The following is a 24,216-nucleotide window of genomic DNA, read 5'->3' as shown; positions in this document are numbered from 1 at the left end:
CCAGGGACGAGCGCCAGCTGCTCTGGCGGGCGCGGCCTCGCCCAGCTGCCCGGCGGCATCGACCTGGCGGCCTATCCCCAGCCGCCAGCTCGGCCGCGCGGCAGGGACGGGACCTCCTAGGATCGATGCATGGGGCGCACCGTAGTGATCAGTGGCGGCGGCACCGGCATCGGATTCGCGGCCGCGGAGACGTTTGCCGCCGACGGCGACCGGGTCGTTCTCCTCGGTCGGCGGCGGGAGGTGCTCGTGGAGGCGGCCGGGACGATTCCCGGCGCGACGTACTTTGCGGCTGACCTGAGTGATCCCCATGCTGTCCGGGCGGCGGCCGACTTCATCTCCGAGCAGTGTCGTGCGGTCGATGTCGTCATCCACAGCGCCGGCGGTAACGGCGTCCTCGAGGAGAAGGTCGAGTATGCCGACCCATTGGAGACGATCGCCCACGACTGGGTGCTGAACTTCCGGCTTAACACGCTTACATCCGTGCTCCTGACGGAGGCACTCAAGGTTCAGTTGACGAACGAGACCGGCCGAGTGTTGTTCGTCAGCTCGATCTCGGCGCTGCGTGGATCCGGCAGGGTGGCGTACGGTGCAGCCAAGGCCGCGCTTACGCCGTACGTCGTTCGGCTCGCTCATGAGCTCGGTCCGCGTGGGATCACGGTGAACGCCGTGGCGCCGGGGCTGATCGCTGATACGCCGTTCTTCGGTGAACCGCTGACCGAAGAGCGGCTGAGGCTGCGTGCCGAGGAGACGGCGACCGGCCGTGTGGGCGTACCGGGCGACGTCACTTCGTTGCTGCACTTCCTCGCCTCCGAGAAGGCAGGCCACATCACGGCGCAGGTGATGCAGGTCAACGGCGGAGCCGAGAGCAGCCGCTGAAGACGGCGAGCATCAGCACAAACTGCCAGCCGCCTTTCGGGTGCGGTGGCGTGCGGTACGTGCGTGAGACAACCCGCTCCCTGCGGGTTCGGCGGCTGCGCCTTGCCACCTACATGTCGTGGGGATCGAACCAGCACCGCCCTCGCCGTCTGCCCGGCAATAGACGGACGTGCGTTCGGTGTCCGGCGTACTGGCAAGCTGTGCCTTGATGCCGACGGACCCGGGCGAAGGAGTTGTGATGCATCGAGCACCCGCGCGTTTCAGGATCGTTCCTGATGACTATCACGTGCCGTATGCGGGGACTGCTGAGGACGGGCGGAGGTTCTTCCTGAGTGATGAGCTGTTCGATGAGGCGTCGGCCTATGTCGGATTGTTCCTGTGGAAGGCTGACGGCACGTTCGACGAGGTGAGGGTCGACAAGGTTGGTCGTCCTGAAGGGCTTCCGCCAGGTCAGGCTGGTCCGGCCGATGCGGAGGGGCTCGTCGCTGCCCGGCTGGCCGAGCTCGGCGAATACCTGCTGGAGCCGATCGAGGTCGAGCCGTTCGCCGAGAAGATCGACGGAGTCACCTTCGGCTGGGTGGGCCAGGAGTTCGACGGGGTCTACTCGATCAACATCGAGCCCGGGGACTTCATCGCGTACTACGAACCATGGGACGGCCTGGAATACGACACATAGCGCCGCCGGTGCTGAGAGAGTCCGTGTCGAGTGGACTCGCTCCGTGGTCATCCGAGAGTTGGCTCCGGTGCACCGACATCGTCCTGGTGTCGACCGGGACCGGTGTACTAATGGGTAGTGCCGCCGGTTGCGCTGTAACGAGCCACTGCTGTTCTCTGCTGTGAGGGTGGCCGGGAATCGAGAAGGTGGACGTGGGCTCGGGCAAACCAGCTTTGGACGGAGGAGGCCTTGGCTGCGGACGCGGGCGATGGTGTGGGTGATTTCGACGGTGCCGGCTTCGAGGTCTACTTGGGACCAGGTGACGGCGAGGGCTTCGCCGATGCGGACGCCGGTGCCGAGCATGAAGGCGACGAGGTCGGGGAGGTCTGCGTCGACGGCGCGTGGGTCGGCAGCGAGGCTCCGGCGGAGAAGGGTGACTTCCTCGGCGGTGAGGGCGCGGGGTGGGTTCTTGGGCGCACCTTCGATGGCTTCGATCTCGCGCATCGGGTTCGTGGTGATGGCGCCGTAGCGGACGGCGAGGCTCATCATGCCGGAGACGATCGCGCGGGCGGTTTTGGCGGTTGAGGTGCCGGATCGGTCGCTGATGGTGGAGATGACTTTGTCGAGGCGTTGGGTGGTGGCTTCGCCGATGCGGAGTTCGGCGATGGCTGGGCGGATGTGGTTGCGGATGACGCGTTCGTAGGTGTCGTAGGAGGTGGGGGAGCGCTTGCCGAGCTCGATGAGCTGTTTGAACTTCTGCTCCCACAGATCGATCAGGGCGTCGATCTTGTGCATCGCGGTCAGGTCATTCGAGTGGCCGGTTCTGGTGCGGTCCTGGAGCTTCTTCAGGAGCGAGCGCTCGGCGGCGGTCTTGGTGGGACCGTAGGCGCTGACGGGACGGATGTGGCCGTCCATGTCGCGGAACTTCGCCTGTGCTTTGTGCTGGACGGCCTTGCCCTTGGCATCGGTCTTGGTCGGCCAGGTGGAGATGGTTCCCCAGGAGCCGCGTGGGATGGTCGGTCGTGCCATGTCATGCCTCCAACCGGGTGATGGTTGGGGTGCTCAACGGTCTTGGAGGTCGAGAATTTGGAACGTGGCCAACGACGAGCATCGCTGTGACATGACGCACAGTCACGATCAGATCAAGACGGGCAGATGGCCCAGGTTGACGCCGCCGGATCAAATGAGTGCGTTTTGAGTGTGTGCGGGCAACACGAAGGCCCGGTGCACATTGCGATGTGTGCCCGGGCCTGCATGTTGTGCGCCGCCAGGGACTCGAACCCCGAACCCGCTGATTAAGAGTCAGCTGCTCTGCCAATTGAGCTAGCGGCGCATGTTCTTTTGTGGTCTTGCTTGCGAACGAAGAGGAGCTTAGCAGGGGATTTGGGGAGATGCGAAATCGGTTATCGGGTCAGGATCGTCATGGCGGCGTTGTGGCCGCCGAGGCCGGAGACGGCGCCGCCGCGGCGGGCGCCGGAGCCGCAGATGAGGAGGTTGGCGGTGTCGGTTTCGGTGCCCCAGCGGCCGATGGTGGTGTCGTCGGTGGACCAGGGCCACTGGAGGTCGCCGTGGAAGATGTGGCCGCCGGGCATGCCGATGGATTCCTCGATGTCGTACGGCGTTCTGGCCTCGATGCACGGGTTGCCGTCGGCGTCGGTGGCGATACAGCCGGCGAGAGGTTCGGCGAGGTAGGAGTCGAGGCCGGCGAGGGTACGGCGGGTGGCTTCGGCGCGGGTGGAATCGTTGTCGGAGGCAAACAAACGGGCGGGGAAGTGGACGCCGAAGACGGTCAGGGTGTGGTGGCCGGAGGCAATCAGCTCGGGGGAGAGGATCGACGGATCGGTGAGCGAGTGGCAGTAGACCTCTGAGGGCGGTACGGCGGGGAGGGTGCCGCCGGCGGCGGTGCGGTAGGCGGTCTCGAGTTGGGTGTAGTCCTCGTCGATGTGGAAGGTGCCGGCGAAGGCGCGGGTGGGGTCGTCGCCGGAGCGGAGTGCGGGGAGGCGGGAGAGGAGGAGGTTGATCTTGAGCTGGGAACCCTCGGGCTTCGTGGAGACCTCACGGCCACGCAGCGTGTCCAGAGTGGCCGGGGCGACGTTGGCCAGCACGTAGGAGCAGTCCACGGAGCGCTCGCCGTCGCCGCCCAGCCAGGTGACCGAGCCACGCACGCCGTCGACCTCGATAGAGGTGACTGAGGCGTTGGTGATGAGTGAGGCGCCGGCTCGACGGGCTGCGTCGGCCAGGGCGTCGGTGACGGCGCCCATGCCGCCGACGGGTACGCGCCACTCGCCGGTGCCGTTGCCGATCAGGTGGTAGAGGAAGCAGCGGTTCTGGATCAGGGATGGATCGTGCAGTCCGGCGAAGGTGCCGATGACGGCGTCGGTTGCGACGACGCCGCGGACGGTGTCGTCGGTGAAGCGGCGTTCGACGGATTCACCGAAGGGGTGCTCGATCAGTTCGTCCCAGAGTGCAGGGTCGATTCGGGAGCGCAGTGTGGCGGCGGACTGCAGTGGTTCGAGCAGAGTAGGCGCGATGACCGAGGCCAGTTCGCCGACTGCACCGTAGAAGGCGGTCCACGCGTCGTACTCGGCGTCGCTGCCAGTGAGCCGCGCGAACGACTCCCGGGTCGCCGCACCCTCCGGGCGCTCCACCATGAGGCCGAGGTCGCGGCCGGAACGACGTACTGGTGTGTACGACGCCACTGCGCGTGAGCGGAGGTCCAGGGACAGGCCCAGGTCGGCCACGATCTTGTCGGGGAGCAGGCTGACCAGGTACGAGTAGCGCGACAGGCGGGCGTCGACTCCGGGGAACACCTGCTGGCTGACCGCAGCGCCGCCGGTGTGGGGCTGCTGCTCGAGTACGAGCGTGGACATGCCCGCCTGGGCCAGGTAGGTGGCGGCGACGAGGCCGTTGTGCCCGCCACCGACGATCACGACGTCGTAGAAGTCCATTGTTCAGACCGGCCAATCGAGCTTGGTGTACGCGGCGTCCCAGAACATCCATTCGTAGCGACATGTGGTCGCGAAGTGCTGGTGACAACGTTCCCGCTCGGACGCTCCCACGTCCAGTACGTCGGTGACTGCCAGAACCGACTCGACCACCGCATCGAACTCGTCCGAGCCGTAGGTCTCGATCCACTGGCTGTAGACCGGGTCAGGTGACGACCGCTTCAGCAGCTCGCGCCCGACGTCCCGGTAGATCCAGTAGCAGGGCAGTACGGCGGCCACGGCCTCGGCGTACGTGCCAGTGGCGCAGACGGCGGTCAGGTAGGACATGTACGCCGTAGTGGTCGGCTTGGACCCAGCAGCCTCTACGTCGGCCGTGGTCAGCCCCAAAGAGCCGAGGAGTGAGCTGTGGAGTTCGCGCTCGACCGCAATGGCGTTGGCGGCGTGCAGCGCGAACATGCTGACCGCATCCTCATCGGTCGCGCGCCCCGCAACCAGACTGAGCGCCCGCGAATACGCTCGCAGGTAGTGACTGTCCTGGATGATGAAGTAACGGAACGCATCGTGGTCGAGCGTCCCGTCGGTCAGCCCGGTGATGAACGGATGTCGGACAACCTGGTCATAGACAGCTGCTCCGCTGCGGTTCCATAGCTCACCGGAAAAGGTCATGCCATGATCCTTACCATGAAGCTCGACGGTGCAGTGCAGTCGCCGGTGGAGTCGCCGTTGCTGCGGCGGATTCGTGCTTCGGTGATTGGTGACGACCAGGTGATGCCGGGGCCGTACGGGCCGCGGCGGGTCACCTATGCGGACTACACCGCGTCGGGGCGGGCGCTCGGGTTCCTGGAGGACTTCATTCGCGAGGAGGTGCTGCCTCGGTACGCGAACACGCACACGGAGTCGAGTGGGACGGGGCTGCAGACGACTCGGTTGCGGGAGGATGCGCGGCGGATCATTCACGAGAGTGTGGGTGGGGACGCCGAGACCGCGTTGATCTTCTGCGGGTCGGGTGCGACGGGTGCGATCGACAAACTGGTCGGTGTCCTGGGATTGCGGGTGCCGGCTCAGCTGGACGACGAGCATCAGCTGAGCGACCACATCCCGGCCGATCAGCGGCCGGTGGTCTTCATCGGGCCGTACGAGCACCACTCGAACGAGCTGCCCTGGCGGGAGTCGATCGCCGATGTGGTGACGATCAGTCAGGACGCCGACGGGCACATCGACATCCCGCAGCTCGAGGCGCGGCTGATCGAGTACGCCGATCGCCCGCTGAAGATCGGGTCGTTCTCGGCCGCGAGCAACGTCACCGGCATCGTCAGCAACACGCATCGCGTCTCCGCGCTGCTGCATCGCCACGGTGCGTTGTCGTTCTGGGACTTCGCCGCGGCCGCGCCGTACATCGAGATCGACATGTACGGCGGTCGCGACGCCGACCCGTTGTCGTACAAGGACGCGATCTTCCTCAGCCCGCACAAGCTGATCGGCGGTCCGGGGACCCCGGGCGTGCTGGTGGCCCGGCGGGAGCTCCTGCGGAACCGGGTGCCCGACGTACCGGGTGGTGGCACGGTCGCGTTCGTGAACCCGACCGCGCACCGCTACCTGGACGACCCGGTCCACCGCGAGGAGGGCGGGACGCCGGACATCATCGGGTCGATCCGGGCCGGCCTCGCCTTCCAGCTCAAGCAGGCGGTCGGGATCGACGTGATCCGGGCGCACGAGGACTCGTACCTGCGGCGTGCGGTCGAGGCGTGGCGGAGCGTCCCGAACATCGAGATCCTCGGCAACCTGGACGCCGAGCGGCTGTCGATCGTGTCGTTCGTGCTCAAGGCGCCGTCCGGGCGCTACCTGCACCACAACTACGTGGTCGCGCTGCTGAACGACCTGTTCGGGATCCAGTCCCGCGGTGGCTGTTCGTGCGCGGGACCGTACGGGCATTCGCTGCTGGGGATCGACCTGGCGCGTTCGGCCGAGTTCGCCGAGGAGATCCTGCACGGCTGCGAGGGCATCAAGCCCGGCTGGGTGCGGGTCAACTTCAACTACTTCATCTCCGAGGCGGTCTTCGAGTACGTCGTGGAGGCGGTGAAGCTGGTGGCGGAGGGCGGCGCGCGGTTGCTGGGCGACTACCGGTTCGACCCGGCGACCGGCCTGTGGCGGCACCACCGTGGACCGGTGGAGCCGCCGATGCGCCTGTCCGCGGTCGGGTACGACGCGGACGGCAAGCTGCGGTATCCGCGACACGACCACACCGCTCCGGAGTCGGCGCTCCAGGACTACCTGGCCGAGGCCCGCGAGCTGCTCTCGACCTGCCAGGACCGCAACGCCGACACCGAAGGCAGCGTCAACTCCGACTTCGACCACCTGCGCTGGTTCGACCTGCCGTCGCGCTGCCTGATCTGAGCTACTTCTCCGTCAGCGTGGTGCGGAACTTCCAGGCCTGGCTGTCGGCCAGCCTGGTCAGTTGCGCCACGGTCAGGAGCGGAGCGGCACGGGTGGGCTTGCTGTCCTTCTCCGAGGGCGCGTTGTAACTGGTCAGCGAGACGAAGCGGCCGTCCTTCCGGGTGATCTCGACGAAGTTCGAGACGACCTTGGCGCCCTCCGGCCCCATGCTCTGGGACCGGATCGTCGATCCGTCCGGCCGCACCGTGCATCCGGGGATGTTCTTGCAGCTCACCGGCCGCGGCATCCGCTGCAGCAACGCGGTCACCTGCGAACGACCCTTGCCGTCGTCGACAACCCAGGCGGCTCCGAGGAACCCGTCGTCCTCACCACCCCACGACTCAGGTGCCGAGAGCGTCCGCCCAGGCGCCTTGAGCAACGATCGCAAGGTCAGCAACGTCGGGTCCTTGGGATTCGCCGTCGGGGGCGATGTGCTGGTCATAGGCCGGGTCGGGAGCGGCGTCACCGTCGGCCCCACCACCAGCGGCCCGGCCGGCGCGACCTGCCCTCGCCGATCGAAGTGCTGAAAGGCGCCTACAACCACCGCCGCAGTGGCCAGCACCGCCACACCCGCGGCCACCCCACCGCCGGCAGCACGCCGCTGCCGGGCGCGGAGACCCTGCGCGACGCTGCGTTCGACCAGATCCACCGACTCCGGCTCGAGGCCTTCGGTGGCACGGGTCATCAGCTCCGGCAGCTGAGTATCAATGTCCTTCACGACTTCTCCTTCACTGGGCGATCAACTGCCGTGCGTCGTCCCCGAGCACCGTGCGCAACCGCTCCAGGGCCCGCGCCGTCCGGGTCGTGATCGCGCTCGGCTTCTTCCCCAGATCCAGCGCCACCTGCTCGACGCTGCGATCTTCGAAGTACCGCAGCACCAGTACGGCGCGATCCAGCGGCGCCAGCTCGCCGAGGGCACCCTGTAGCGCCATCCGCAGATCGGGGTCGCCCGCGGCCGCCACGCGCTCCGGCAGCTCGGCGGTCGGCCGCTCCGTCCAGCTCCGGCGGCGCCGTTGCGAGACGAAGGTCCGGACGAGGGCCGTCCGCGCGTAAGCCTCCGGCGCCTCGATCCGCCCCCACGCCTTCACCATGTTCGCGAGCGTGTCCTGCACCAGGTCCTCCGCGTGATGCCGGTCCCCGCAGAGCAACCACGCGGTCCGGTACAACGGCCCCACCCGAGCCCGAGCGAACTCCTCGAACTCCGCAATCCCCTTCATCCGGCCTCCCGCCGTCGCCTACACCCCACTAGACGCACCAACCGCGGAAGAAGGTCACACCCCTGGCAAGATGAACCTCGTGAATGGAAGTTCGTGGTTCGCCTACGCCGTGGTCGTCGCAGTCACCTTCGTCGTCGGCCTCATCGCCTTCACCACGTGGGTCCTCAGCCTGGTGTTCTGAAGCGGTTACTTCACCTCGAGCCGGTAGCGCTGGCAGGGACCGTTCCAGTAGTCCCACAAGATGAGCGCGGCGTCGTCCCCGCCCCAGCATCCGGCGACGTCGACGGCCTTGCCGGTGCGCGGCTCGTGGATGCTCCAGCTGCCGTCCGCTGCCGGTTCGATGCGCCAGCGCTGGCAGTCGGACGAATCGGCCGCGCCGATCTCGATCTTGGTCTCGTTGAGCTGTGAACAGCCTTCGACCTGCATGAGCTGGCCGGTGAAGGCGGCGACCTGGTAGATGTCGTCACCGAGCGGAATGATCCGCCACCGCTCGCACCGGCTGTCCTCGACCCAGCCCCAGGTCCGCAGGTTGGCACCCTCGTCCATCACACAGTCCTCGATGTCGAGGTACCGGCCACCCTTGATCGCCGAGATCCCGTAGCGGTTGTCGAGTTGCTGCAGGTTCAGCGCGGGACGCAGCACCCACTGCTGGCTGGCGACGGCGGCGCAGGTCTGCTGGACGACAGGTTTGGCGTTCTCGACCGTGCCGTTCTCCACCCCCGCGCATTTGCCGCTGTGCGCGAATTTCAGCCGGACGACGGTGTCGTAGCTGGACCCCTCGACGTACTCCACCGCCATCTGCTGGTTCGCCTGCCCAGCGCACTGCCACTGCACCAGCGCTACCCCGTCGTCGGTCGACTGGTTGCCGACGTCCAGGCACCGTGGCCGGCCGTCCTCCTTCGTGCCGTCGACATGCACCATGTGCAACTCGAACTGCTCGGTGCCGGCGATCTGGTGCAACCGGAACCGCTGGTTGAGCCCGTTCAGGCAGTCGTGCTGGACCAGCGGCGCGGGATCGGTCAAGCTCGCGTTCCACACGTCCAGGCAGCGGCCGCTGTGCCGCGCGACCAGCTCGTACGTCCGGTGCTCGATGTCGAACTTCGGCCCGGTGCTCGCCCCGACCGCGGTCTCGGTCCAGCCGCTGACCGGGGCCGCGAAGGACGTCCCGGTCGACTTGAGGGTGAGGGCCTCCCGGCCGCCGTCGTCCAGCGCGACGAACAGACCCACGTCGTCCTTGAGGTCGTTGTCGAAGTCGCCGACGCTGAGCGCGACCTTGGCCGGATCGAACCGGCTCGTGTCCCGCCACCACTCGGTCTGGACCAGACTCGTGCCGGTGGAACGTAAGACCTTCAGCGACAGGTCCGGCTGGCCCGGCTGGTTCTCGTACAGGGTGACCAGGTCGTCCTTGCCGTCACCGTCGACATCGCCGACGGCCGGACGGCTGCGCTCCCAGCAGAAGGCGCCCGCGCCGCTGTCCAGCAAGGTCACCGGGGTCGTCGCGAAGCCGATACCGGTGGACTTGTACACCTCGGTGACGGTGCGGCAGGACCCGGCGTTGCGCATGCTGACCAGGTCGTCGTCACCGTCGCCGTCGATGTCGGCCAGGAGCGGCGCACTCTCGGCCCACTGGCCGGGGGCCGACGCGAGCCACGTCACGGGTTTGGTCAGATCGCTGCCCAGGAACATCTCGACCCGCCAGGTCCCGTTGCCGTTGTTCAGCTGTACGGCGATGTCGCTCTTGGTGTCGTTGTCGACATTGCCGGCGATGATGTGCGCGCTGCTGAGCGCCCAGGCGTTGGCCGGGCTCCGCCAGACCGGCAGGGAGTCCGGGTCGTACTTGTTACCGTCCGACTTGAGGCTGTACAAGGCGATCCGGCGGCCGGCCTCCTCCCGGAACATCGCGGTGTCCGTGCGGCCGTCGCCGTCGAAATCGCCCTGCGCCGGACGGGTCCGGAACAACGGGAAGCCGCCGTTCTCCCTGGTGTCGTAGGCCATCTCGCCGGTGTGCAGCCCGTTCGGGCCGGACAGAACGTTCCAGATCGCCGTCCGGCCGAAGCCCTGGTCCAGTACGGCGCTGATGTCGGCCCGCCCGTCGCCGTTGACGTCACCGCGCTTGCGGGGCTGCTCGGCGGAGTTGCTCTTGGCGAGCGCATCCCAACGCCGGGGCGTGGGGCTGACGTTGCCGGCCCGGTCGACGGCCAGGATGTAGACGGTCGCGGATGGGAAGCTGCCGCCCGACTGCCACACCGTCAGCGGGAGTTTGGCGAGCCCGGTCCCATCGGCCTTGATCCGTTGCAGGATCCGCTCCGGCGCGAATCCGTACAGATACTCGACGATGTCGGTGTCGCCCGTCGCGGGACGGAGGTTCAGGATGCCCACCGTGCGCGCGGGGATCGTCGACGACCCGTTGGGGTAGTCGGTCGACTGGATCACGGCGGTCTTCGGCCGGGTCGTGTCGATCGTGTAGTAACACCGGCCGCTTTCCGGGCCGTGCTCGAGGCCGTCGCCGGCCACCCCGTCGTCACTGCGCGCCGAAACGCTGTAGGTGCCGCCGTGAACCAGCTTCTCGGCGGCCACCGCGGGCCAGGAGAACGCGGCGCCGGACGAGGTGGTGCCGGAGTCCTGCTCGTACACCAGCGAGTTGTCGGCGGCGTTGCGGATCAGCAGACGGTTGTTGATGTTGTGACCGTCGGGGTCGCTCGCCACGGCGGCGAAGGTCGGCTGCGTGGTGTTGAGCAGGGTCGGCTTCTCCGCGGTTCCGCAGGGTCGCGGCCGGGTCAGGTTCAGCTTGATCGGCTGCCGGGGCGCGTTGTTGAAGGTGATGATCATCTTGGCGGTGTCGGGATGGAACTTCTTCCACTGGATGCGGGACTCCCACGTACCGTTCTCGTTCGGCGCGGCCAGACCGACCGTGACGTACCCGGGCTTGTCGTCGGCGGCCCGCTGCGCCATGGCCTTGACGTTGTCGTTCTCGAAGCCCATCTCGACCGCGGGCCGGTTCCAGGCGGTCGCGCTCTGGGTCGCCAGGTAGGTGGTCCAGTGCCCGGCGGTGTCGTTCCAGGACTCCTTCCCCGGACCGTTGACAGGCTTGGTCTCGAAGAGGTTCACCGGCGTGGCCTCACCGCTCGGGCTCCAGTGCAGCACGATGCTGAACGAGGCCGACACGATCCTGCTGCCGTTGATCTGGTCGGTGGGGATCTGGAAGAAGGATCGGTAGACGTTGCCGGACTGGTCGTAGGCGTAACCGACCTTGGCCCCCTCCCCGCGGTCCTTGTCCCAGTACTCGTCATCCGGGAACTTCCGGTTCACGTGGGTCCAGATCTTGTCGACTGCGGCGGGCTGCACGGCGGACTGCTCGAGCGTCATCAGCCCGGACGGCTCGACGAAGAGCTGCGAGGTCGCGGTCCGCCGATCGACCAGTTCCACCCGTTGCCCGGTCGTCTTGGCCCGAGCCGCGGGACTGTCCGGTACGACGGCCGCCGGCGCCACGACAGGCGCCGTACCGCGGCCCGGGTCGGTCGCGGCGGCCGGGGCGGCGGTCTGCAGCGAGGCGGGTACGGCGATTGCCGCCGCCAGGAACACCAGCAGGCGCCGCTTCGTGCGCAGGGGAGTCTTCGTCACCGTGGTCCTCCGTCGGGCCGAGTTCGGATCACGGTGACATGCCGACGGCGGTTCGGGCTCAGGTTTCGATGTCGGTCGAAGCTGTGCGGCGAAATGGCCCGATCGCTTCGACGCCCGCCGAAAGGGTTGGTGATGTCGGGACGGGAGCCGACATTCGGGGTTCCCCCTCAGACCGGAGGAAGCATGTCCAGTCATCGCCGGCGACCCCGTCGTTCGCGAGCAGTTCGGGCGGCCGGTGTCGGCCTGCTTGGACTGACCCTGATCATCACCACCCACGACCCGGCCGGGGCGGCTCCGCCCATGCCGGTCAACGACAAGTGGAGCGCGGTCGAACCTGTCTCCGTGTCGGGGCGCGACATCGAGGCCAAACCCGGTACGCCGGATCGCGACGACCAGTACGCGTTCTCGAAGGTGCCGACGGCCGTCTGGCCACAGGCCGGCACCGCGAAGGTCGCCGTACCGCGACCGAAGGCCCCGACCGGGGCGGCGCCAACCCCGCTGCTCGGCGAGGCGGTCAAGGCCGGGCTGTTGCCGATCAAGATCGGAGCCGCCACGGCCGCGAACCGCGCCAGTGCCGCCGGCAGCCGGGCGAGCGCCGCCGACAAGGCTGCCGCGGCCTCGACGCCGCAAAGCGTTCAGGTCGACCTGCTCGGCCGGAAGAAGGACTCGCTGGTGCTGCGCGTGTCCCGGGCCGACGGCGTCGCCAAGGCGGGTGCGGTGTCGCTGAGGGTCGACTACAAGGCCTTCAAGTTCACGTACGGCGGCGACTGGGCCAGCCGGCTGCGAGTCGTGCGACTACCGGAGTGCGCACTGACCACCCCGGAGAAGACGGAGTGCGCGGGCGTCCCGCTGGCCACGTCGAACCCGGGCCTGGGAGAACTGTCCGCCGACGTACCGGCGGGCTCCTCGAACAACCTGTTCGCCGTCACTGCGGCGGCCGCGGGCGAGAAGGGCGACGCGGGCGCGACCACCCTGAACCCGACCGCGACCTGGCAGGTCGGTGGTTCGTCCGGTGACTTCAACTGGTCCTACCCGATGAACGTTCCGCCGAGCCTCGGCGGACCGAAGCCGGAGCTCGCGCTGGGGTACAACTCCGGCAGTGTCGACGGCCGCACCACGACCTCGAACAATCAGGCCTCCTGGGTCGGTGCCGGCTTCGATCTGAACCCCGGCGGCTCGATCGAGCGCAAGTACGCGTCGTGCGGTTCGAAGAAGGAGCAGTCCGGTAACAACGGGACCAGCCCCACCGGCGACCTCTGCTGGGCCACCGACAACGCCACCTTCAGCCTGAACGGCCAGGGCGGCGAACTGGTGCAGGACGACGACACCAAGAAGTGGCACCCGCGCAACGACAGCGGTATCACCGTCGAGCGTCTGTTCGGCGCGGACAACGGCGACAAGGGTCCCGGCGGCACCGAGGCCGGCGCGGCCGGTGAGTACTGGCTGGTGACCACCAAGGACGGCACGAAGTACTACTTCGGGCTCAACAAGTTGCCTGGCGCAACAGCTGACGAACACCGGACCAACTCGGCCTGGACCGTGCCCGTGTTCGGCAACCACGTCAACGAGCCCTGCAAGCAGACTGCCTTCAAGGACTCGTCCTGCGACCAGGCCTACCGCTGGAACCTCGACTACGCCGTCGACGCCCACGGCAACACGATGAGCCTGTTCTACGACACCGAGATCAACCGGTACGCACGCGCCAGCACCGCGACCAGCGTCAGCAAGTACGTCCGGGCCGGTAACGTCAAGCGGATCGAGTACGGCCAGCTCGACGGTGAGGTCTTCACCAAGCCTGCGGTCGGCAAGATCCACTTCGTCACCGCGAACCGCTGCGTGAGCGACTGCAGCCAGGCGAACTACCCCGACACGCCGTTCGACCTGGAGTGCACCAGCGACACGAACTGCAACGAGAAGTTCACGCCGACCTTCTGGACCACCAAGCGTCTCGCGCAGGTGAAGACCGAGGTCGCCAACGGAACGGCGTACCAGGCGGTCAGCACCTGGACCATGCAACAGACCTACCTGAAGGGCCGCGACGACCGCGCCGGCCTGTGGCTGAACGGCATCGCCAGTACTGGGCACGTGAACGGCACCCTGTCGCCGCCGGCGGTCACCTTTGCCGCGGTGATGAAGAACAACCGCATTCCCGGCACGGGTCTGTCGCCGATGGACTGGCCGCGGGTGAACGTCGTCAAATACGGCAACGGCGGTGAGCTCGCCGTGAACTACCTCGATCCGGACTGCACCGTGCCCGGCGACCTTCCGGCCGTCGACGACAACCAGAAGCGCTGCCACCAGGTGAAGTGGACGCCGACCGGTCAGCAGGAACGGGAGGACTGGTTCGGCAAGTACGTCGTCAACGAGGTGACCGAATCGGACCTGACCACCGGGCTCGCGCCCGTCGTCACCAAGGTCGAGTACCTCACGCCGCCGGCCTGGGCCTTCGACGAGGAGGACGGCCTGGTCGAGATCGACCGCAAGACCTGGTCGCAGTTCCGGGGCTTCGGCAAGGTCCGGGTCACCAAGGGCGTGACCGGTCAGCAGCAGAGCGTTACCGTCAACACCTTCTACCGTGGCATGGACGGCGACAAGTACAAGGACGGCCGGATCAAGGACGTCGACGTGACCGACTCGGCCGGCGGCAGTGTGCCGGACGATCGCGCCCTGGCCGGTGACCTGCGGGAGCAGTCCAGGTACCAGGGAACCACCATCCTCGACCGGACGATCAACGACCAGTGGGTCTCCGGAGCGACTGCCACCCGGGTCCGGGACTGGGGTACCACCAAGGCCTTCCGGACGGCTCCGGCCGGCGTGCGCCAGGACCAGGTGACCAGCACCGGCACCCGGAAGATCGCCTCCACCAACACCTTCCTGCCGAACGGCCTGCTGCAGAAGCAGGGCGATCTCGGTGATCCGAACACGCCGGCCGACGACACCTGCACCCACTTCGCGTACACCGGCAACCCGGCCAAGGGCATCGCCGAGCTGAATACGCGTCGTACGGTCGTCAAGGTCGCCTGCGACAAGACCTACACCAACGCCGACGTGCTGGCCGACGAGCGCGCGTTCTACGACAACAACACCGAGATCAACGCGGTCCCGACCAAGGGTGACCGAACGCGGGTCGAGCGCCTGACCGGGTTCGATGCCCTCGGCAAACCGCAGTACGAGGCCGTTCAGACCGCCGCGTACGACGCGATCGGGCGGCTGACCAAGTCGACCAACATCGACCAGGACAGCACCTCGATCAGCTACACCCCCGCCGGCGCGGCGCCGGTGAAGGAGAGCACGGTCACCCAGGCCGACGGCAAGGCGACGACGACCACGTTCGAGCCTGCCTTCGGTACGGCGATCGCGGTGGTCGACCCGGCGGGCCGCAAGGGCCGCACCGAGCTCGACCCGCTGGGCCGGGAGCAGAAGATCTGGCTGCCCGGACAGGACGGACGCAGTACGCCGAACGCCGAGTACGAGTACCAGGTGCGGTCCAACGGCGCCGGCACGGTGACCGCGAAGACCCTGAAGGCCGACGGCACCCAGAACGTCAGCATCGAGCTGTACGACGGCCTGAACCGCAAGCGCCAGGTCCAGCGTCCCGGTGCCGACGGCATCGGCCGGGTGATCACGAACTATGTCTACGACTCGCGCGGCATCCAGGTCCGCGAGGACGGTCCGTTCTACAACAACGACCCCCTGCCGGACCCGCTGAACGCCAAGGTCTTCCAGCCGAACGAGGCCGAACTACCGGCCCAGCAGGTCACCCAGTTCGACGCGCTCGAACTGCCGAAGGCGGAGATCTTCGTCTCCCAGCAGGTCGAGCAGTGGCGCACGACGCACACCAACACGGCCGGGCAGGAGACCATCGAGCCGCCGGCTGGTAGCCAGGCCACCAGCAAACTGACCGACGCGAAGGGCCGGCTCGTCGAGCTTCGTCAGTACGGCGGCCGTACCGCGACCGGTGCGTACGACAAGACGACGTACACGTATCACCCGGCCGGCCAGCTGGCCACGGTGACCGATCCGGCGGGGAACATCTGGAAGTTCGACTACGACCTGCGCGGCCGGAAGATCCAGGACACCGACCCGGACAAGGGCATCACCAAGTACACCTACACCGAACTCGACCAGATCGAGACGGCTGAGGACGCGAGCAAGCGGGTGCTCACGTACGCCTACAACAAGGCCGGGCAGAAGATCTCCACCCACGTCACCCTGCCGGGTAAGGAGAAGACGCTGCTCGCGGAGTGGAAGTACGACGGTCCGGGCGGCGCGTTCAGCAGTTCCACCCGCTACGTGAACGGCCATCCGTACACCACCCGGAGCCTTGGTCTCGACACGTCCGGCAACTCCCGGGGGACAGAGGTCGTCATTCCGGCCGTCGAGGCAGGACTCGCCGGCACCTATCAGGTGAAGACGGACTACAACCTCGACGGACAGCTCGCCCGCACCGAACTGCCCGCAGTCGGTGGCCTGCCGGCCGAGACCCTCACGGTGGGCTTCAACCGGCAGAACCTGCCGGAGACCCTGACCGGAGCCGACAAGTACGTCAGTGCCACGCTGTTCAACAGCTACGGCCAAACCACCTCGATCACGTCGAGCCGAGGTGACAACAAGGTTGAGCGCGGGTTCGAGTACGACACCCGGACGCAGGCACTGACCCGGTCGGTGACGCGCACCATGGATCTGGAGAACGTGCGCAACGTCGGCGATCTCAGCTACGAGTACGACCACTCCGGCAACCTGGTGAAACTCACCGACCTGCCGGGAGCCGGCAGTGCGGAGGAGACCGACACCCAGTGCTTCGGCTACGACCAGTTCCGGCGGCTGACCAAGGCCTGGACCCCGGCCGACGAGGACTGCACCGCGACTCCGACGAAGGAGAACCTCGGCGGGCCGGCGCCGTACTGGCACAGCTGGACGTTCGACAAGACCGGTAACCGCAAGACCGAGACCCGGACCACCGCGACCGGATCGGTCACCAGCACCTACGACTACCCGGCCAACGGCGTCCAGCCGCACGCGCTGTCGAAGGTCACCACGGTCGGCACCGGGGTGAACAAGACCAGCACCTACGCGTACGACGTCACCGGGAGCATGACCAAGCGGAACCTCACCGGAACCGACGAGACCTTCACCTGGGATGCCGAGGGACACCTGGAATCGGCGACCACGAAGGCCGGCAAGACGACGTACATCTACGATGCCGACGGCAACAGGTTGCTCCGCAAGGCACCCACCGGCAACACGTTGACGTTCGCGCAGACCGAGCTCACCCGCAAGCCGGACGGCACTCTGACCGGCACCCGGTACTACGGTCAGGGCGACCGGACCGTCGCGGTCCGGGTCGGTAACGAGCTGTCCTGGGTCAACGGTGACGCGCGCGGCACCAGCAACATCCAGATCAACGCGACCACGCAAGCCGTGCAGAAGCGGCGGATGACGCCGTACGGCGAGGCGCGGGGCGCCAAACCGACCGCCTGGCCGGGGGAACAGGGTTTCCACGGCGGTACCGAGGACGCGTCGACCGATCTCGTCCACATGGGTGCGCGCGAGTACGACCCGACCATCGGGCGGTTCATCTCGGTCGACCCGATCACGGACTTCGATGACCCGCAGCAGCTGAACGGGTACGCCTACGCGAACAACAGCCCGGTCACCTTCAGCGACTCCGACGGTCGCCGTACGGTCACGCGCTACCAGACCATTTTCAAGGAGAAGTGGGAGACCATCCAGCGCCAGGTGACGGAGATCCAGACGTTGTACGTCGCGATCACCGTCCGCGTCATCCAGTTCGTCACCGACTTCGTGGCGGCGGCGCTCACCGGCGACGTCTCGCGCCTCAGGCAACTGCAGCAGGAGTACACGATCTGGAAGGCCGTCCAGATCGAAACGGTGCGAACCATCACCGAACGGATCCGGAAGGTGATCACCGAGATCCAGGCGATCCAGGAGGAAGTCCCGGACGACATGCGCCAGACGGTGAACAACACGCTGCGCGAGCTCCAGCAGATCGAGATGGACGCGCTAACGGGCGGCGGCATCTGGAAGACGATGGCCAAGGCCGGCGCCGACGTCGACACCAAACTCAGGGAGCTGGAGGAGGCGAAGAAGGCGGCCGACGACGTCAAGCAGAAGGAAACCGACGACAAGAAGTTCGAAGAGGACATGAGGAAGAAGGTGGACGAGTCGAACAGCAAGATCGCGATCAAGGTGACCGCCGGTGCTATCCTCGGCGCCGGCTGCGTAGCCACCGGAGTGGGCTCCATCGCCGTGGCCCTCTGCGCCGCGGCCGGTGCCGGAATCGGAGACTGGCTCGCCGACCAGGCCATGTTCGACGAGGAACGCAAGCAGCGAAACCGTCCCGCCGCAGTGGAGGAAGCGAAGCGGCGTTACCCACCGGGCACGTGCCACTACGCGATGGGCGCGAACATCTGCACCCGCTAGGGCCCACCCTGAAACGGACCGAGCCCCAGGCCGAGACTCGGCCTGGGGCTCGGTGCCCCCGCTACTTCCACGGAGGCCCTCTGACCAGTTTGGTCGGAGGGCCTTCGCCGTTCGAGCCAGGTCAGGGCGACCACGGTAACGGGAGCAGGATCACGGGACACTAGCCCTCTTGCCAGCGGTAATCGATTGAAACGCTGTTCATCCACCCGATGCCGTCCTCCGCACAGGTACAGAACACCGCGGTCCATTTGGTGCCTGACGGTGGGTGGCGCAGCTCGAAGCACGGCCCGGTCACCAGGTCACCCTGGTGCTTCCACTTGCGGATCGTCGCGGACGGGCTCGCTTCTTCCTTGACAGCGGAGGACCCCCACAGGACACGGTAGCCACAGGTACTGGCTACGCCCGTTTCGGTCGCCGCGGCCATCGGCGCAACCACAATGCCGGCCGTACCCAGCCCCAGAACGGCGACGGCCGTCAACCCCATTCGTTTGATGCTCATGAGCTTGTTTCCTTCCCGATCTGAGTGTGAGCCGTCTACTCGCGCCACGTCTGGCGAAGCGACACCTCCCTCATCCAGCCTTCGTCGTCGTCCGCACAGGTGCAATGCACCGCGGTCCACGTGGTGCCGGACACCTCGTTGAACACGGTCTTGCACGGGCCCGTCACCAAGTCACCCTCGTGCTTCCATTTGAGGATTTCCGCGGTCGGCCAAGGGTTCTCCTTCACGGCGGACGAATCCCAGACAACTCGATAGCCGCACGTGGCCGTCACGCCCGCCTCGGCCGCGCCAGCCGTCGGGGCCGCCATCATGCTGACCATCCCCATTCCCAAGACGGCGGTGGCCGTCAGTGCCATCCGTTTGATAGTCACGTGATATGACCTGTCCCTGGGTGAATCCAACGATGTGCGGTCGACCATACGGCAGGATGATCACCAACGGGAGCGGCCATGCAGGCGCCGACAAGTGGCCAAAGGGGGTCAGCTCGGCGAAACTCTAGGGGCACAGGTGCCGTCGCTAGCCTCTCGCCTTGGCGTTGTCCCTGCTGTGGGCTGCTGCGGGACTGGACCAGATGGTGAAGGCCGGCCACTCGGCCGAATGGTCAACACTGTCAGCAGCAGACTTGGGTATGCGGCCATCCGAGGGGTGCGCCAGTTGGTCCTTCCACCACGACAGCCAGGCCCTCAAGGAGAGCGCCGTCGTCTCAGGCTCGCCGGCACCGGAAAAACCCGGTTCCGGCGTAGGGCCAGCACTCTAGGCACGCTTCCAGACTGCGAACTGAAACACCAGGTTGGGTTCGGGGCTTTCGGATGCCTTCTCCTTTTTGATCAGCCGGAGCCAGGCCACGTTCTCCTCGTCGGTGACCAGGCAAAAGGACTGGTCGAGTTTCAGGTCGGATGGCTCGATGCTGCCGGACACCGCGCCCACCCGGGCGAGCTGTGCACACTGTTCCGCTGTTGCCGGGCGGGCTTGGTGGCGTTGCCGAAGTACTGCCCGTATTGCAACTGAAGCCCGATCGGCGAGCAGTGCGTGTAAGCGAGATCGTCGCCTGACTCGAGACCCTTGTTGACTCGCACGGCAGGCAGGTCCAGATCAGCGAAGGTCCTCTGGCACGCGATATCCGGCGCGGCAGCGCCATGTGCCGCAGCACCGCCACATCGGTCAAGCGCTGGGTGCCGGTCTCGTACCGAGAGATGGTCGTGCCGGACCAGCCGGCCATCGCCCCGGCCTGGGCCTGGGTCAGGCCCCGTGCCGTGCGTGCCAGTTTCAGCAGCGTGCCGTAATCGCCGTACCCGCCGCTCAGGCCAGTCACTCCACCGAGGAGCGGCGTGTGCTGTCGGTGTGCAGCTGATACCTGACAGCATTGACGTATGTCGCCCGATCGCAGTGACCAACGCCGTCGGCTGCTGGTGGTCGCGGCGGTGCTGGTGTTTGCCGCGATCGGGTTGGCCACCGAGATGGCCGGCGACATGCTGCCGGCTGTCGATGGTCGCGAGAAGCTGGTCTGGGCGGTTCTCGGCGGGCTAGTCGTGATCGCGGCAGTCGTTGAACTGGCCGCGGCCGTGCCAGCGCGTGCCCGGCGGCGCCAGCTGGGCCGCCGGATGCGGGACCTCAGCGCTGCGGAGCTGGAAGTTCACGATCCAGTCGAGGTGCCAGGTCAGCGACTGCCGGAGCAGACAGCCTATGTACGCCGCGCCCACGATGATCGGCTGGCCGCAGCAATACAACAGGCGCTCGGCGGCACGAGCCGGATGGTCACGCTGGTGGGAGACTCCTCAACCGGCAAGACCCGCGCCTGCCACGAAGCCGTCCAGGCGCTGCCGAAACGGTGGCGGCTGTGGCACCCCATCGCCCCCTCCCGTCCGGAGGCCGTTCTGGGCTGCGTGGCCGAGGCCAAGTCGCACACGGTGGTGTGGATCAACGACGCGCACCACTACCTGGCCACCGCGGACCCCGCGGCCGGTGAACAGGTGGCGGCCGCACTGCGGACCCTGCTCGCCGACTCCCATCGCGCGCCGGTCCTGGTCGTAGCCACGCTGTGGCCGCAATTCTGGCGCCAACTCACCACGATTCCGCCCGACGGACGGCCCGACCCGCACGCCCAGGCCCGGGCACTGCTGACCGGCACCGACATCGCTGTCCCAACAGCGTTCGCGGGCGCTGACCTTGCGGCGGCACGCGCCGCCGCCGCCCACGACCCGCGACTGGCCGTCGCAGTGGACCAGGCCGAAGCCGGCCGTATCACCCAGTACCTGGCCGGAGTACCCGGGCTGCTGCGCCGCTACCGCACCGCCTCGCCCGTTGCGCGGGCCGTGCTCGACGCCGCAATCGACGCCCGCCGGCTAGGGCATCCCGTCCACCTGCCGCCCGCGTTCCTGCGCCGCGCCGCACTCGGATACCTGTCCCAGGCCGACCAAACTGCCCTCGACCGCCAATACGGCCAAGCCTGGTTCGACCAGGTTGTCGACGACCTCGATCAGCCCCAACATGGCATCCCCGGTCCACTCACCCGAGTCAGCATCAACGATGCTGCTGCCCTACGGCTGGCCGATGCCGTCGAGCAAACTGGAGCCACTGCTCGGGTCGCGATCTACCCACCCGGCTCATTCTGGAACGCCGCCGCCACCATCACCGATCCCGCCTTGCTCACCGCCCTCGCCACTCAAGCCGAGCGCCGCTGCCGATACCACCGAGCCGTCCAGCTCTACAGGCTCGCAGCCAACCACGGCGACACCAAGGCGCTGCATAAGCTGGCCGACCGGTGGGTCGAGGCGGGCGACCACGACGCCGCCGAGCAGTTGCTGCGAGAGGCAGGCGACCGCGGCGACACCAACGCGCTGCTGATCCTGTCCCGTCGTCGGGAGTGGGTTGGTGACCACGACGCTGCCAAGCGGTTGCTGCGAGAGGCCGCCAGCCGCGGCGACATCGACGATTCGTGGGACCTGTTCCGACTTCTGAAGGATGCCGGTGATGACGCCGCTGCCGATCAGTTGCTGCGAAAGGCCGCCGACCGCGGGGAGACCTTCGCGCTGAGGCGTCTTGCTCACCGGTGCCGGGAGGCCGGTGATGACGCCGCTGCCGACCAGCTGCTACGACAGGCGAGTGAGCGCGGCGACACCGACTGGGTGTGGACAGAGGTCTGGCGTCGGGACCAAGCCGGTGACCATGACGCTGCCGAGCAGCTGCTGCAAGAGACGATCGACCTCGGCGACCTCGGCGCTCTGCGGATGCTGGCCGACCGTCGGGAGAAGACCGGCGACTACGCCGCTGCCGAGCAGCTGCGGCAAGAGGCCGTCGACCGCGGAGACGCCGATGCGCTGCAGAGCCTGGCCTGGCGTCGCGAGATCGCCGGCGATCACGACGCCGTTGAGCAGTTGCTGCGCAAGGCCGCCGACCGTGGTCAAACGGGCACTGTGTGGGCCCTGGTTCGCTGGCGTGACGAGGCGGGCCACCACGACGCCGCTGAGAGGCTACTGCGAAACGCGGCCGACCTCGGCGACACCCGCGCGCTGGTGGAGCTGGCCGACCGTCGAGATGGGGCCGGCGACTACGCCGCTGCCGAGCAGCTGCTGCAAGAGGCGGCCGACCGCGGCAGCGGCATCGCGCGGGTGCACCTTGTCCACCGGCGGGAGCGGGCCGGTGAGCATGCCGCCGCCGAACAATTACTGCAAGAAGCGGCCGGTCGCGGCGACACCAGCGCGTTGCTGGACCTGGCCCACCGTCGAGACCAGGCCGGCGACCACGCCGCAGCCGAACAATTACTGCAAGAAGCGCTCGATCGCGGCGACACCAGCGCGTTGCTGGACCTGGCCCACCGTCGAGACCAGGCCGGCGACCACGCCGCCGCCGAACAGCTACTGCAAGAGGCGATCGACCGCGGCGACGGCTACGCTCTGCGAATGCTGGCCGACCGTCGAGACCAGGTCGGCGACCACGCCGCCGCCGAACAGCTACTGCGGTTCGGGCTCACAGACAACGGTGAGCCAGCCGACTCGTTCGAGCAGACGGACCGAGGCGAACACCTCTGATCAGGACCATCAGGCAGGCCCATCCAGACCCCGCTCGTCATCCATCAGGGTCACAGCTGTTGACGAGTCAGTGAAGGTAGTCGTCGAGTTTCGGCTGGTACGTCGTACCGCAGGCCAGCGCCTTCGGGCCGGGGATCTCGTCGACCGGCTCGGTGGGCTCGAGGTCGATTGGCCCGGTCAACCCTGCGGGGATCCGGACCGCGGCCGCGTCGTCAGTACGCCGTGCCCGCGGCACGATCTGTCTCCGTCGGATCGGCAGCCTCGGCTCAACTGGGCTGCCGGCACGCTGTAGGGGCCCGGCGCGAGCCGGCATTTGCGGCGAGACGTGGATCCCGCCGTACTCGCCTCGGTCCCGCGCTGGGCCGGTGGTCATGAGACCAGGATGCGCCGAAAGGTCAGGCGAGTCGCCCGTATTGGGCCCGGTTCGGAGGCTGCAGAGAGCTCCCCTCCGCCTCGGCCTTGGCGTAGATCGCATCCTCGGAGCGTCCGAGCCCGTGGGCGATCAGCCCGACCGGGGTTCCCGCCGACTCTCTCCCGCAACGTCTGAAACGTCCTCGTCACTCTACGCTTCGCCCGCTGCGATCACGTGCGTAGACCACGCCTTTCCTTCCGGTTCAGAAAGTTGCCTCCAACACCGGTACCCAGCTTCAGTACCGAGCCGCTACTAGAGCGACTCACCTCCAACCCACTCCGCGTCGTCCGCGTCGGTAGATGCACGGACGCACCTGCCACAGTTCTTCGGCTTCCACGCACGGGCCGCGGGCGTAGGTGATCAGGCGACTGGGGTTGGCCAGTCTGTTGCGCGCTGCTGCAATCACGATCTTTGGGCCGTCGGCCGGTCCTGAGGCTGCAAAGATGTCTGGGACTAGCGTCCTTTGGCGCAACTGATTTTGGGAAGGACTGATGGTGAGTCACAGCGGAGATGGTGACGCTGCGGATAGCGTCGAGGGAGCTGCTGGCGACGGTTCCGGGCCGCCGGACTTCCGGCTGATGGGCTTTGCCGTCGCGGTCGCGTAGCTCGTCGTACTTGCGCCTACTTGGCTGACTGTTCGCGACGGGGGGGCACCTCGACGTGTACAGCGGGATTGGCTGGGTTGTGGGTCAGTGGACGGACGGGCCGGTGGTCGCTCTGCGAGTGTTCTTGCAGTTCGTGTACGTGATACTCGTCCTGACCGCTTTGGTCCCCTCGCCGCCGACAGGCCTTGCGGCCGTCCGCGCACCCTTGGGGCTTGTCGCCACGGGGGCCATGCTGTTCGTGAAACCGGAGCCGTCAGGATCTGAGGCGCACTGGACCGGAGCACCGGTCATCGCGCTTCCTGTGGGTGGTGGCCATCATCGTGGCTGAGAAGGCCTCGTCGGCAACCGGCCGTGTGCGATCAGGCTAGTCGGCGCACTGCGTGGCCCGAGGTGGTCCGAAGCGTGGCCTCTGCGAAGGGCGGCGCTGTACAGCTGGATCAGGGCGCGATTCTGCGCAGTGGCGGGACGGTTCGTGTGAGCG

14 protein-coding genes, 1 tRNA gene and 1 pseudogene are annotated in these 24,216 nt (G+C 67.4%); 4 read left to right on the top strand and 12 right to left on the bottom strand.

All coding sequences use genetic code 11. The features are described from left to right. Positions 1-129: 129 nt before the first annotated feature. Complete coding sequence (locus ACFCV3_RS02050; RefSeq protein ID WP_376025248.1) at positions 130-876, top strand: SDR family NAD(P)-dependent oxidoreductase; 747 nt, start codon at positions 130-132, stop codon at positions 874-876. A 109-nt stretch (positions 877-985) separates the two neighbouring features. Here the strand turns inward: ACFCV3_RS02050 and ACFCV3_RS02045 are convergent, their stop codons facing one another. From ACFCV3_RS02045 to tenA, 4 genes are all read right to left on the bottom strand, one after another. Continuing rightward, the gene (locus tag ACFCV3_RS02045) at positions 986-2,560 is read right to left on the bottom strand and encodes a tyrosine-type recombinase/integrase (protein WP_376025246.1); all 1,575 of its coding nucleotides are present in this window, start codon (positions 2,558-2,560) and stop codon (positions 986-988) included. A gap of 231 nt (positions 2,561-2,791) precedes the next feature. Then, a tRNA-Lys gene (locus tag ACFCV3_RS02040) sits at positions 2,792-2,864 on the bottom strand. 70 nt (positions 2,865-2,934) lie between these two features. Continuing rightward, positions 2,935-4,479, bottom strand: a complete 1,545-nt coding sequence (locus tag ACFCV3_RS02035) for a phytoene desaturase family protein (protein WP_376025244.1) — start codon at positions 4,477-4,479, stop codon at positions 2,935-2,937. A gap of 3 nt (positions 4,480-4,482) precedes the next feature. Then, positions 4,483-5,142, bottom strand: coding sequence for a thiaminase II (gene tenA / locus ACFCV3_RS02030; RefSeq protein ID WP_376025242.1), 660 nt, complete (start codon positions 5,140-5,142; stop codon positions 4,483-4,485). A gap of 15 nt (positions 5,143-5,157) precedes the next feature. On the opposite strand from tenA, the gene ACFCV3_RS02025 reads away from it, so the two are divergent. Further along, positions 5,158-6,870: an aminotransferase class V-fold PLP-dependent enzyme gene (locus ACFCV3_RS02025; RefSeq protein ID WP_376025240.1), complete on the top strand. Its 1,713-nt coding sequence runs from the start codon at positions 5,158-5,160 to the stop codon at positions 6,868-6,870. A 1-nt stretch (position 6,871) separates the two neighbouring features. Here the strand turns inward: ACFCV3_RS02025 and ACFCV3_RS02020 are convergent, their stop codons facing one another. The 3 genes from ACFCV3_RS02020 to ACFCV3_RS02010 form a co-directional block, all read right to left on the bottom strand. Next, positions 6,872-7,627, bottom strand: coding sequence for a hypothetical protein (locus tag ACFCV3_RS02020; protein ID WP_376025239.1), 756 nt, complete (start codon positions 7,625-7,627; stop codon positions 6,872-6,874). 10 nt (positions 7,628-7,637) lie between these two features. Next, positions 7,638-8,126, bottom strand: coding sequence for a SigE family RNA polymerase sigma factor (locus ACFCV3_RS02015; protein ID WP_376025238.1), 489 nt, complete (start codon positions 8,124-8,126; stop codon positions 7,638-7,640). 186 nt (positions 8,127-8,312) lie between these two features. Then, positions 8,313-11,747, bottom strand: a complete 3,435-nt coding sequence (locus tag ACFCV3_RS02010) for an RICIN domain-containing protein (protein ID WP_376025236.1) — start codon at positions 11,745-11,747, stop codon at positions 8,313-8,315. A 183-nt stretch (positions 11,748-11,930) separates the two neighbouring features. On the opposite strand from ACFCV3_RS02010, the gene ACFCV3_RS02005 reads away from it, so the two are divergent. Continuing rightward, a complete protein-coding gene (locus tag ACFCV3_RS02005) occupies positions 11,931-18,191 on the top strand; it encodes an RHS repeat-associated core domain-containing protein (protein ID WP_376025235.1) in 6,261 nt (2,086 codons plus the stop codon). A gap of 160 nt (positions 18,192-18,351) precedes the next feature. Here ACFCV3_RS02005 and ACFCV3_RS02000 read toward each other — a convergent pair whose 3' ends face one another. From ACFCV3_RS02000 to ACFCV3_RS01985, 4 genes and pseudogenes are all read right to left on the bottom strand, one after another. Then, a complete protein-coding gene (locus ACFCV3_RS02000; protein ID WP_376025234.1) occupies positions 18,352-18,690 on the bottom strand; it encodes a hypothetical protein in 339 nt (112 codons plus the stop codon). 35 nt (positions 18,691-18,725) lie between these two features. Beyond that, complete coding sequence (locus tag ACFCV3_RS01995; RefSeq protein ID WP_376025232.1) at positions 18,726-19,046, bottom strand: hypothetical protein; 321 nt, start codon at positions 19,044-19,046, stop codon at positions 18,726-18,728. A 397-nt stretch (positions 19,047-19,443) separates the two neighbouring features. After that, positions 19,444-19,608, bottom strand: coding sequence for a hypothetical protein (locus tag ACFCV3_RS01990; RefSeq protein WP_376026462.1), 165 nt, complete (start codon positions 19,606-19,608; stop codon positions 19,444-19,446). A gap of 235 nt (positions 19,609-19,843) precedes the next feature. Next, positions 19,844-20,161 (bottom strand): annotated as a pseudogene (locus ACFCV3_RS01985) (helix-turn-helix domain-containing protein); the annotation flags it as partial. On the opposite strand from ACFCV3_RS01985, the gene ACFCV3_RS01980 reads away from it, so the two are divergent. Further along, complete coding sequence (locus tag ACFCV3_RS01980) at positions 20,061-22,718, top strand: tetratricopeptide repeat protein (RefSeq protein WP_376026460.1); 2,658 nt, start codon at positions 20,061-20,063, stop codon at positions 22,716-22,718. The pseudogene ACFCV3_RS01985 and the gene ACFCV3_RS01980 overlap by 101 nt on opposite strands. Positions 22,719-22,785: 67 nt before the next feature. On the opposite strand, the gene ACFCV3_RS01975 is transcribed toward ACFCV3_RS01980, so the two are convergent. Further along, positions 22,786-22,953, bottom strand: a complete 168-nt coding sequence (locus ACFCV3_RS01975) for a hypothetical protein (RefSeq protein ID WP_376025231.1) — start codon at positions 22,951-22,953, stop codon at positions 22,786-22,788. Positions 22,954-24,216 lie beyond the last annotated feature (1,263 nt).

Origin of the sequence: Kribbella sp. NPDC056345 (genome assembly GCF_042262745.1) — a bacterium.
Lineage (GTDB): Bacteria > Actinomycetota > Actinomycetes > Propionibacteriales > Kribbellaceae > Kribbella.
The sequence above is the reverse complement of the archived record's forward strand: the minus strand, read 5'-3'. Positions and strand labels throughout refer to the sequence as shown.

Bases quoted from the DNA above. Each gene is read 5' to 3' on its own strand.
- ACFCV3_RS01980 (WP_376026460.1), top strand. From the start codon at position 20,061: ATGTCGCCCGATCGCAGTGACCAACGCCGTCGGCTGCTGGTGGTCGCG.
- tenA (WP_376025242.1), bottom strand. From the start codon at position 5,142: ATGACCTTTTCCGGTGAGCTATGGAACCGCAGCGGAGCAGCTGTCTAT.
- ACFCV3_RS02045 (WP_376025246.1), bottom strand. From the start codon at position 2,560: ATGGCACGACCGACCATCCCACGCGGCTCCTGGGGAACCATCTCCACC.
- ACFCV3_RS02015 (WP_376025238.1), bottom strand. From the start codon at position 8,126: ATGAAGGGGATTGCGGAGTTCGAGGAGTTCGCTCGGGCTCGGGTGGGG.
- ACFCV3_RS01995 (WP_376025232.1), bottom strand. From the start codon at position 19,046: ATGGCACTGACGGCCACCGCCGTCTTGGGAATGGGGATGGTCAGCATG.
- ACFCV3_RS02000 (WP_376025234.1), bottom strand. From the start codon at position 18,690: ATGAGCATCAAACGAATGGGGTTGACGGCCGTCGCCGTTCTGGGGCTG.
- ACFCV3_RS02035 (WP_376025244.1), bottom strand. From the start codon at position 4,479: ATGGACTTCTACGACGTCGTGATCGTCGGTGGCGGGCACAACGGCCTC.
- ACFCV3_RS02050 (WP_376025248.1), top strand. From the start codon at position 130: ATGGGGCGCACCGTAGTGATCAGTGGCGGCGGCACCGGCATCGGATTC.
- ACFCV3_RS02025 (WP_376025240.1), top strand. From the start codon at position 5,158: ATGAAGCTCGACGGTGCAGTGCAGTCGCCGGTGGAGTCGCCGTTGCTG.
- ACFCV3_RS02005 (WP_376025235.1), top strand. From the start codon at position 11,931: ATGTCCAGTCATCGCCGGCGACCCCGTCGTTCGCGAGCAGTTCGGGCG.